This is a genomic window from Neobacillus dielmonensis, from assembly GCF_000612665.1.
Lineage (GTDB): Bacteria > Bacillota > Bacilli > Bacillales > Cytobacillaceae > Neobacillus > Neobacillus dielmonensis.
In genome coordinates, this window is sequence record NZ_HG942055.1 from 1 (window position 1) to 8,620 (window position 8,620).

The window sequence follows — 8,620 nt, forward strand, 5'->3', positions numbered from 1 at the left end:
ATGCTGGGCGCACGTAAAAACCAGCTTGCTGCAGGCAGCTAAGCTGGTTTTTACATTTCTTTATGAATACAATCAGGACAACGTCCATAGATTTCAAATTTATGTCCCGAGATATCGTATCCCTTCAAATTCTCACTAATCGCATCCATTGGACAGGTTTCAATCTCTTTTGTCTTTCCACAGTCCAGACAAATAAAATGATGGTGATGGTGAGGACCGGCACAGGTGAATCGGAAATGTTTTTCCCCAGACAGTTCTGTCATTTCCAAAATTCCCATATTTACAAACAAGGCAAGATTCCGATAGATTGTATCGAAGCTTAACCCTGGATAGTCATCCTTTAATTGGTCAAATACGTCTTTTGCGGTTAAATATTTATCGCTGTCAGCAAACAATTGAAGCATATCTTCTCTTTTACCTGTTTGCTTAAAGCCATGATCCTTTAAATGTTGAATTGCTTCATGAACGTTCACCCAGCTGTTCCTCCTTTATGTTGTAATTTTTTGCTATGTTCACTTTTTTAATTATGATTGTGAAAATTAGAATGAGGACAGCCAGCATGACAATAGTGCCGCCTGGTGCAAGGTCCGCATAAAAGGAGAGAATTAGTCCACCCAGAACGGAAATTTCTCCAAAAAGAATCGAATAAAAAATCGTTTGTTTAAATCCTTTGGCAATTCGGATACTGGCTGCAACCGGCAGCGTCATTAAAGAAGAAACCAGTAAGATACCGACAATTCTCATCGATGCGGCAATCACTAAAGCAACCATGACAATAAAGATAAAATGGATACTTTTGGCCGCGATTCCTGAAGCCTTTGCATATTCTTCATCAAATGATAAAATAAATAATTCTTTATATAATAACCGGATTAACACAATGACCACAATGCTAATAGCCAGGATAACAAATAAATCTGTTCGGCTCACTGCCGAGACACTGCCAAAAAGATAACTGAACAAATCTGTATTAAATCCATTGGCCAGCGAGATAAAAATAACGCTCAGCCCAATGCCTCCCGACATAATGATGGGTATGGCCAGCTCCTGATATGATTTATAGACTTCTCTTAGTTTTTCAATGAACAAAGCCCCCCCAACAGAGAAAACCATTCCCATATAAATCGGGTTTAAACCAGTGAAGGCAGTAACACTTCTTTCCAACAGCAAACTGGCTGCAATACCAGCAAGGGTGACATGACTTAGGGCATCAGCAATCAGTGATAATCTCCGTACAACAATAAAAACTCCTAAAAGCGGGGCAATAATGCCAATTAAAATTCCTGTTAAGAAGGCATTTTGTAAAAATTCATAATGTAATAAGCCTTGAATCATCCTAACGCCCTCCATATTCATGATGATGGGTAAGTAATTGCATGTCATAGCCGTAAGCTTTAGACATATCTTCCATCCTCAAATTTTCAAATTCCTTTGAGTCACCATGAAAATGCAAACGTTTATTTAAGCAAGCAACATGCGATACTTTTTCGGAGATGGAGCCAATGTCATGAGTTACTAACATCAGGGTAATCCCTTTGTTTTTATTTAATTCGTCAAGCATTTGATAAAATGCATTTACATTTTCAGCGTCGACCCCAACAGTCGGCTCATCCAATATCAACAGCTGCGGCTCACTTACCAAAGCTCTGGCGATAAAGACACGCTGTTGCTGACCGCCTGAAAGCTCTCCTATATTCCGACTTTGATACTGTTTCATGCCTACAGCTTCTAAGGCAGCTAATACCTTGTCTTCATGCTCTTTTTTTATCCGTCTAAACATCCCGATGCGTTTAGTCAATCCGCTTGCAGCTACCTCAAAGACAGTGGCTGGAAAATCAGTGTTAAATGAATTGGCTTTTTGAGACACATAGCCGATTCTTTGCCAATCTTTAAACTTGTTAATATCTTGACCAAATAAATGGATTTCCCCTTTTTGTAACTTCAAGAGGCCCAGAATTAATTTTAAAAGAGTTGACTTTCCCGAACCATTCGGACCTACAATAGCTAAAAAAGAACCTTCAGCAATGGACAAATTAATATTCTCGAGGACGGTATCCTTATCATAGCGATAGGTTAATTGTTTAATTTCGATTATAGATGACATCATCTGCTCACTCGCTTTAATTTTAAGAATCATTCCGATTTAACCTTTAGTAGTATACAATAGCAAAAAAAAAATGTAAAGCAGCCTAGCTTTTTGCTTCTCTGTTTGTGTCACTCATTGCCCCGCCCACATACATTAGCAAGAGGAGTGATGCGGGTGAACATTTTTCAAAATATCATAAATCATAAAATTAATACCATTACTGCGGAAGAGTTATTAAAATATGCCGATCAGTTTCATATTACTGTAACCCAAAAACAGGCAGAAAAAATTGTTAAGTACTTAAAAGGTAAAAAAATTAATTTATTTGATGATACACAGCGTGCCCAGATTATTAGGGAAATTGCAAAAGCTGCCGGTCCACAGACAGCAAAAGAAGTAAATAAACTTTTTACTGAGTTAGTTAAATAATAATGCTAAAAGCTGTGCATCCCGCACAGCTTTTAGTTTATGAAGCGGACAGCTTCCTTAGAACATATCCACTTTAGATAAGTCTACTTGCTTAATTGTCCTGCATGATATCATTTAACAGATTTTCGTTAAACTCCTGACTCTGTAGCATAGCAATTTCATGTTTATATGGCGGCTTTTTATTATTTTTATCTTCACCAACGAATGGGGTTTCTAGGATTTTCGGGATATCCATCAACTGTGGATGATGGACAATATAGTTCAATGCTTTAAAGCCGATATGTCCATAGCCGATATTTTCATGCCGGTCTTTTCGCGACCCTACAGCATTTTTGCTGTCATTAATATGAAGCACCTTTAATTTTTCCAATCCGATGATTTTATCAAACTCATTTATTACTCCATCAAAATCGTCTACAATATTATATCCGGCATCATGTGTATGACAGGTGTCAAAACAAACCGAAAGCTTATCATTATGATGGACTCCCCCCATAATCATCGCCAGTTCTTCAAACGACCTTCCGCATTCCGATCCTTTTCCAGCCATTGTTTCAAGCGCAATCTGAACCTGCTCCTTACCGGTTAACACCTCATTTAATCCTTCGATAATTTTCTTAATTCCAGCTTCAGCTCCAGCACCGACATGAGCACCTGGATGAAGCACAATCTGTTTGGCTCCGATCGCCTCAGTCCGTTCAATTTCCGACCTTAAGAATCGTACCCCCAATTCAAAGGTATCTGGGTTAGTTGTATTACCAATATTGATAATATACGGCGCATGGACAACAATTTCCTCAATCCCGTGTTCCTCCATGTGCTTCCTTCCCGCTTCGATATTTAAATCTTCAATTTTTTTCCTTCTTGTATTCTGTGGTGCTCCTGTATAAATCATAAATGTATTTGACCCATAAGCCACAGCTTCCGTACTTGCAGCCAATAACATGGCTTTGCCGCTCATAGATACATGTGAACCGATTTTAAGCATATGTTCCCTCTCCATTCACTTTACGATTTCTTTCTCGACTTTAGTCTTCTTTGTCTTTTTTTAACTTTTTCGATTTCCGCTTGCTGCTTCTTTTTATATCCTGGTTTAACTTGTTTTGGCTTCTTGGTAATGGCTCTAATTAAATGATCTTCCTGCTCCTCCGGCTTTTTTCGTGTCTTTCTACGATTTCGGTCTTCAAGCTCGATAAATTCCCCATTCTTTAAATCAACATTTTTAAAGACAATGCCCATTTTTTCAAGCCGGATTAGTGCATCCTCATCGGATAAATCATAAATAGTTAAAGCAATTCCTGTTTTTCCCGCTCGTGCTGTCCGCCCTACCCTATGGACATAAAAATCTAAATCGGTAGGAAGCTCATAGTTAATAACATGACTGACGCCCTCGATATCAATTCCTCGAGAGGCAAGGTCTGTTGCCACGATATATTGAAACTCCAAATCCTGTATCTGTTTCATCATTTTTTTCCGTTCTCGAGGTGACAAATCACCATGGACCCGGCCTACTTTTAACCCTTTATCGTTTAAATAATCGGCGACTTCCTCAGCCATTTTTTTTGTATTAGTAAAGACAATCGCCAAATAAGGGTTATAGGCAATTAAAGCATCGTGAACAATTTCTTTTTTATTGTGATGCCTGGAAGGCAATAAATAATGCTCCAGCAGCTCTGCAGTTTTTTGTTTTGGTTCAATATGAATGGTTTTGGGATTCTCCATATATTTTTTCAGGAATGGTTTAAGCTTCTCCGGAATAGTTGCTGAAAAGACCAGCATTTGTAAATTTTCCGGCATCCTTGATGCTACCCGATCAACGTCCTCAATAAAACCCATATCCAGCATCATATCAGCCTCATCTACAACAAGCATCGTGCTAGTATGAACAAACAATGCATTTTCTTGAATCAGGTCATATATTCTCCCAGGCGTACCAACAACTATATGGGGCTGTACCTTTAATTTATCGATTGTGCGCTGCTTATCCGTACCGCCAATAAACAATTTGGTCATAATCGGTTGGTCAGGACTACAGAATTCCGTCACCTTTACGATTTGCTTGTAGATTTGGGAAGCCAGTTCTCTAGTCGGAGCAGTTATGACAGCTTGTACCTCCTGGCGGCCTGGATTAACTTTTTCTAAGATTGGCAAGGCATATGCCATCGTTTTTCCTGTTCCAGTCTGGGATTGGCCAATCGCACTTTCACCTTTTAAGACTAGTGGAATGATTTGTTCTTGGATTTCAGTTGGCTTGGAAAATCCCATGTTTAAAAGCGCTTTGTTTATAAACTCCTGAAACTGAAAGCGACTAAATTTATTTTCTTTCATATAATTCTCCTTTAATACATCATATTCGGGAATCCGATTTCTTTTCCATCCTGTAATTATAGTAAAGTTCCGGATAAATCTCCAGTTTACACTCTTTATTCTTCATCTTTTACTGTGCACGATTGATTTAAACCTTAAATTAATTTGACTTTTGTGCATAATACCTAAACCAAAAACAGGGATTCGCATATTGTAACATATAAAGGCAGCAGCGGGTCTTAGCATTTTTTCAGAAGTTTTTATTTTTCTATATTAAAAAGGAATAGAATTCATTGTTAAGGACATCAGAGAGGAGGGTAAGGGTATGCAGCCAAGACAAATGTTACCAATGCAAGGTGTACGACCTGGTCCTTTCAGCGCAAATAATCCGATGATGAGACCAGGGCCCAATATGTTTGGCGGTGTAAATCAGCTCATGGGGCAAGGCCTAGGCGGTTTTCCTGGGAGAAATCCAATGATGCCGCCTGGCGGTCCTTTCGGCGGTATGATGGGCGGGAGACAGCAAGGCATGGGCGGCAACGGATTATTATCAAGACTTCTCGGCAGAGGTAATCAAATGAGAGGTGCCGGTAACTTAATGGGAATGGGAATGCAAGGTGCCGGCAGAGCAGGCGGCGGGGGGTTACTCCAATCATTAACAAATCCTAATGGACTTGCCGGTATTTTAAATAATACACAACAAGTAATAAGGACCGCTCAAACCATTACACCAATGATTCAGCAATATGGACCGTTAGTGAAAAGTCTTCCGGGATTATGGAAACTTTACCGGGGTTTAAAAAATGCTCCCACGGAGTCAGAGGATTCTGGTGATAAAAAGGAGACCACCAAATCGGAAGAAGAAACCCCAAGAACGAGTAGTAGAAGTAGAAGTAGAAGTAAAAGTCAACGTAATCAAAGAAGCAAGGGAGAAAGTAGAATCTCTTCCCAAGAAAAAAGTCCACCAACCAAAGAAAAATATGTCCAAAAAGGAGCTTCTGTACCAAAGTTATATATTTAATCGGGCTGACCAAGTCAGCCTATTTATTTTATAGCTGGGGTAAGATCAATGGTATTTCTTGTCTACCAGTTGATTGGTGCGGAAATCAACCATTAAGTTTAACGTTGCCATTTTAAAAGGCAGTACAGGAAAAATGTATCTTTGTATTATTTTTAGGAGTTTTATATAATGATTACATAGTCTATTAGAAAAGAACATGCTCCCTTATGCTGGACAATTCTAATAAATCTTGATATCACATATTTTTTACGATATATAGTGACCTGATTAGGAGGGATCATTAATGAATATAATTAAAATTTCACCACGGGGATACTGCTATGGTGTTGTAGATGCAATGGTGATTGCAAGGAATGCGGCATTAGATAAATCATTGCCCCGCCCAATCTACATTTTGGGGATGATTGTCCATAATAAACATGTTACCGATGCGTTTGCGGAGGAAGGGATTATTACTCTTGACGGCAGGAATCGCAAAGAAATCCTTGAAAAAGTCGATAAAGGGACTGTCATTTTTACGGCACATGGCATTTCACCGGAAATAAGGGAACTTGCCAAACAGAAAAGCTTGGTTGCCATTGATGCAACTTGTCCAGACGTTACGAAAACTCATGACTTAATTCAGGAAAAGACACAACAAGGCTATCATACGATTTATATTGGCAAAAAAGGACATCCGGAGCCTGAAGGCGCCCTTGGTGTTGCTCCTGGCATGGTGCATCTCGTTGAAAAGCCAAGTGATGTTGAAGCACTTGAGCTTGATTATGACAAGCTGATTGTGACCAATCAAACCACGATGAGCCAGTGGGATGTAGCTGATACGATGGAAAAGGTAAAAGAGAAGTTTCCACATGTGGAAGTCTTTAACGAGATTTGCCATGCTACCCAAATCCGCCAAGAGGCTGTTGCCCAGCAGGCTGGACAAGCGGATGTCACAATTGTCGTCGGCGACCCGAAAAGTAATAACTCCAATCGTCTGGCACAGGTCTCTGAAGAAGTTGCCGGCACTAAGGCGTACCGAATTGCAGATGTTTCTGAGTTACAGCTTAATTGGATTATGAACGCTAAAACGGTGGCTGTTACCTCCGGTGCTTCCACTCCAACACCGATTACAAAAGAGGTCATTACTTTTCTGGAACAGTTTGACCCGAATGATGAGGCGACTTGGGAGCGAAGAAAACAGGTACCATTAAGCAAAATTCTCCCAAAGGTAAAAAAACAGGCTTAGTTTAAGACAGCCGGTCAAAAGACCGACAGTCTTTTTTTTGCTCTTTTAATGGGGGCTGTTGATTTGCGCTCTAGGCGCTTCGCTTTCCGCGGGCGTTGCGGTGAGCCTCCTCGGCGAGTACCGCGCCTGCGGGGTCTCCCCTGCTCCGTACTCCCGCAGGAGTCTTCGCGCCTTCCGCTCCAATCAACAGAGCAAACAACTTAGATGACCTACATATTACCTTTTTTGTATAATTAAGTATATAAAATTTTTATGAGGTGGATGAAATGTTAACAAAAAATACACAGATGAACCGTGACCAAGTAGAAATAATCGCTCTAGAGCAGCTTGTACCTGAGGACCATTTGGTCCGTAAGATAGAAGCTGCCATAGACTTTTCTTTCATCTATCCACTTGTTCAAGATATGTATTCCTCTGATAGGGGGCGTCCAAGCATTGACCCTATAGTATTAATTAAAATGACTTTCATCCAATATACCTTCGGTATTCGGTCTATGAGGCAAACCATAGAAGAAATCAGAACCAATATGGCCTATCGCTGGTTTCTTGGTTATGGTTTTTATGATAAGGTACCCCATTTTTCGACTTTCGGAAAAAACTATGAGCGCCGTTTCAAAGATACTGACTTATTTGAAAAAATCTTTTATCGCATTCTAAAAGAAGCATCCGATAAGAATTTGATTAGCCATGAACATGTATTTATTGATTCTACTCATGTTAAAGCTAGTGCAAATAAACGAAAATTCGAAAAGAAGGTTGTCCGAAAGGAAGCAAAAGCCTATGAATCACGCCTTCAAGAAGAAATAAACACTGATCGTGAAGAGCATGGAAAAAAACCTTTTCCACCAGATAAGTTTGAAAAAGAAGAAAACAAAGAAATAAAAGAAAGTACCACAGATCCAGAGAGTGGATACTATGTAAAGGACGAACGGACAAAGCAATTTGCCTATTCATTTCATACAGCCGCCGATAGAAATGGGTTTGTTTTAGGAACAATTGTTACACCAGGGAATGTTCATGATAGTACAATGTTAGAACCCCTAGTTGAAAAGGTTATTGAGAACACTGAAAAGCCAAACGCTGTTGCTGCGGACGCTGGATACAAAACACCTGCTATTGCTCAATACTTAATTGAAAAAGAAATTCGCCCCGTTTTACCTTATACACGCCCTCGTACAAAGGATGGTTATCTAAGAAAACATGAATATGTGTATGATGAGCATTATGATTGTTACATATGTCCGGAAGGACAAGTTCTTGAATATAGGACAACTACTAAGGAAGGTTATCGGCAGTACTTTTCAGATCCTGCAAAGTGTAAGGATTGCCCACTTCTCTCTCAATGTACTCAAAGCAAAAATCATCAAAAGCTCATCCAACGGCATGTTTGGGAAGAGTATCTTGAAGAAGCAGATCACCTTCGCCATACAGATGAGAATAAATTGATATATGCACGTCGTAAAGAATCAATTGAACGTGTATTTGCAGATGCAAAAGAAAAGCATGGTAGGCGATGGACAACTTTAAGGGGCAATAAAAAAATGAAGAA

Annotated in this window: 9 protein-coding genes; 4 read left to right on the forward strand and 5 right to left on the reverse strand. The window is 39.6% G+C overall.

Annotated elements, in window-relative coordinates:
* Nucleotides 1-50: 50 nt before the first annotated feature.
* The 3 genes from BN2425_RS09980 to BN2425_RS09990 are packed head-to-tail and all read right to left on the reverse strand — an operon-like array spanning nt 51 to nt 2,137.
* Entirely contained in the window at nt 51-473 is a 423-nt protein-coding gene (locus BN2425_RS09980; RefSeq protein WP_042458465.1) for a Fur family transcriptional regulator, read from the reverse strand.
* Nucleotides 460-1,335, reverse strand: a complete 876-nt coding sequence (locus BN2425_RS09985) for a metal ABC transporter permease (RefSeq protein WP_042458468.1) — start codon at nt 1,333-1,335, stop codon at nt 460-462. The genes BN2425_RS09980 and BN2425_RS09985 overlap by 14 nt, the downstream gene beginning before the upstream one ends.
* 1 nt (nt 1,336) lies before the next feature.
* Nucleotides 1,337-2,137, reverse strand: a complete 801-nt coding sequence (locus BN2425_RS09990) for a metal ABC transporter ATP-binding protein (RefSeq protein ID WP_235714602.1) — start codon at nt 2,135-2,137, stop codon at nt 1,337-1,339.
* A gap of 117 nt (nt 2,138-2,254) precedes the next feature.
* Between BN2425_RS09990 and BN2425_RS09995 the strand changes: the two genes are divergently transcribed.
* Nucleotides 2,255-2,515 (forward strand): DUF2624 domain-containing protein, encoded by a 261-nt coding sequence (locus BN2425_RS09995; RefSeq protein WP_319922074.1) that lies wholly within the window; start codon nt 2,255-2,257, stop codon nt 2,513-2,515.
* A 91-nt stretch (nt 2,516-2,606) separates the two neighbouring features.
* Here the strand turns inward: BN2425_RS09995 and BN2425_RS10000 are convergent, their stop codons facing one another.
* On the reverse strand, nt 2,607-3,503 hold the full coding sequence (locus tag BN2425_RS10000; protein ID WP_042458475.1) for a deoxyribonuclease IV: 897 nt from the start codon (nt 3,501-3,503) through the stop codon (nt 2,607-2,609).
* Nucleotides 3,504-3,523: 20 nt separating this feature from the next.
* Nucleotides 3,524-4,843 (reverse strand): DEAD/DEAH box helicase, encoded by a 1,320-nt coding sequence (locus BN2425_RS10005; protein ID WP_042458477.1) that lies wholly within the window; start codon nt 4,841-4,843, stop codon nt 3,524-3,526.
* A gap of 304 nt (nt 4,844-5,147) precedes the next feature.
* On the opposite strand from BN2425_RS10005, the gene vrrA reads away from it, so the two are divergent.
* The 3 genes from vrrA to BN2425_RS10020 form a co-directional block, all read left to right on the forward strand.
* The gene (gene vrrA / locus BN2425_RS10010; RefSeq protein ID WP_052352820.1) at nt 5,148-5,843 is read left to right on the forward strand and encodes a VrrA/YqfQ family protein; all 696 of its coding nucleotides are present in this window, start codon (nt 5,148-5,150) and stop codon (nt 5,841-5,843) included.
* Nucleotides 5,844-6,126: 283 nt separating this feature from the next.
* The gene (locus BN2425_RS10015) at nt 6,127-7,071 is read left to right on the forward strand and encodes a 4-hydroxy-3-methylbut-2-enyl diphosphate reductase (RefSeq protein ID WP_042458481.1); all 945 of its coding nucleotides are present in this window, start codon (nt 6,127-6,129) and stop codon (nt 7,069-7,071) included.
* 266 nt (nt 7,072-7,337) lie between these two features.
* On the forward strand, nt 7,338-8,620 hold a 1,283-nt coding region (locus BN2425_RS10020), incomplete at its 3' end, for an IS1182 family transposase (protein ID WP_042458483.1).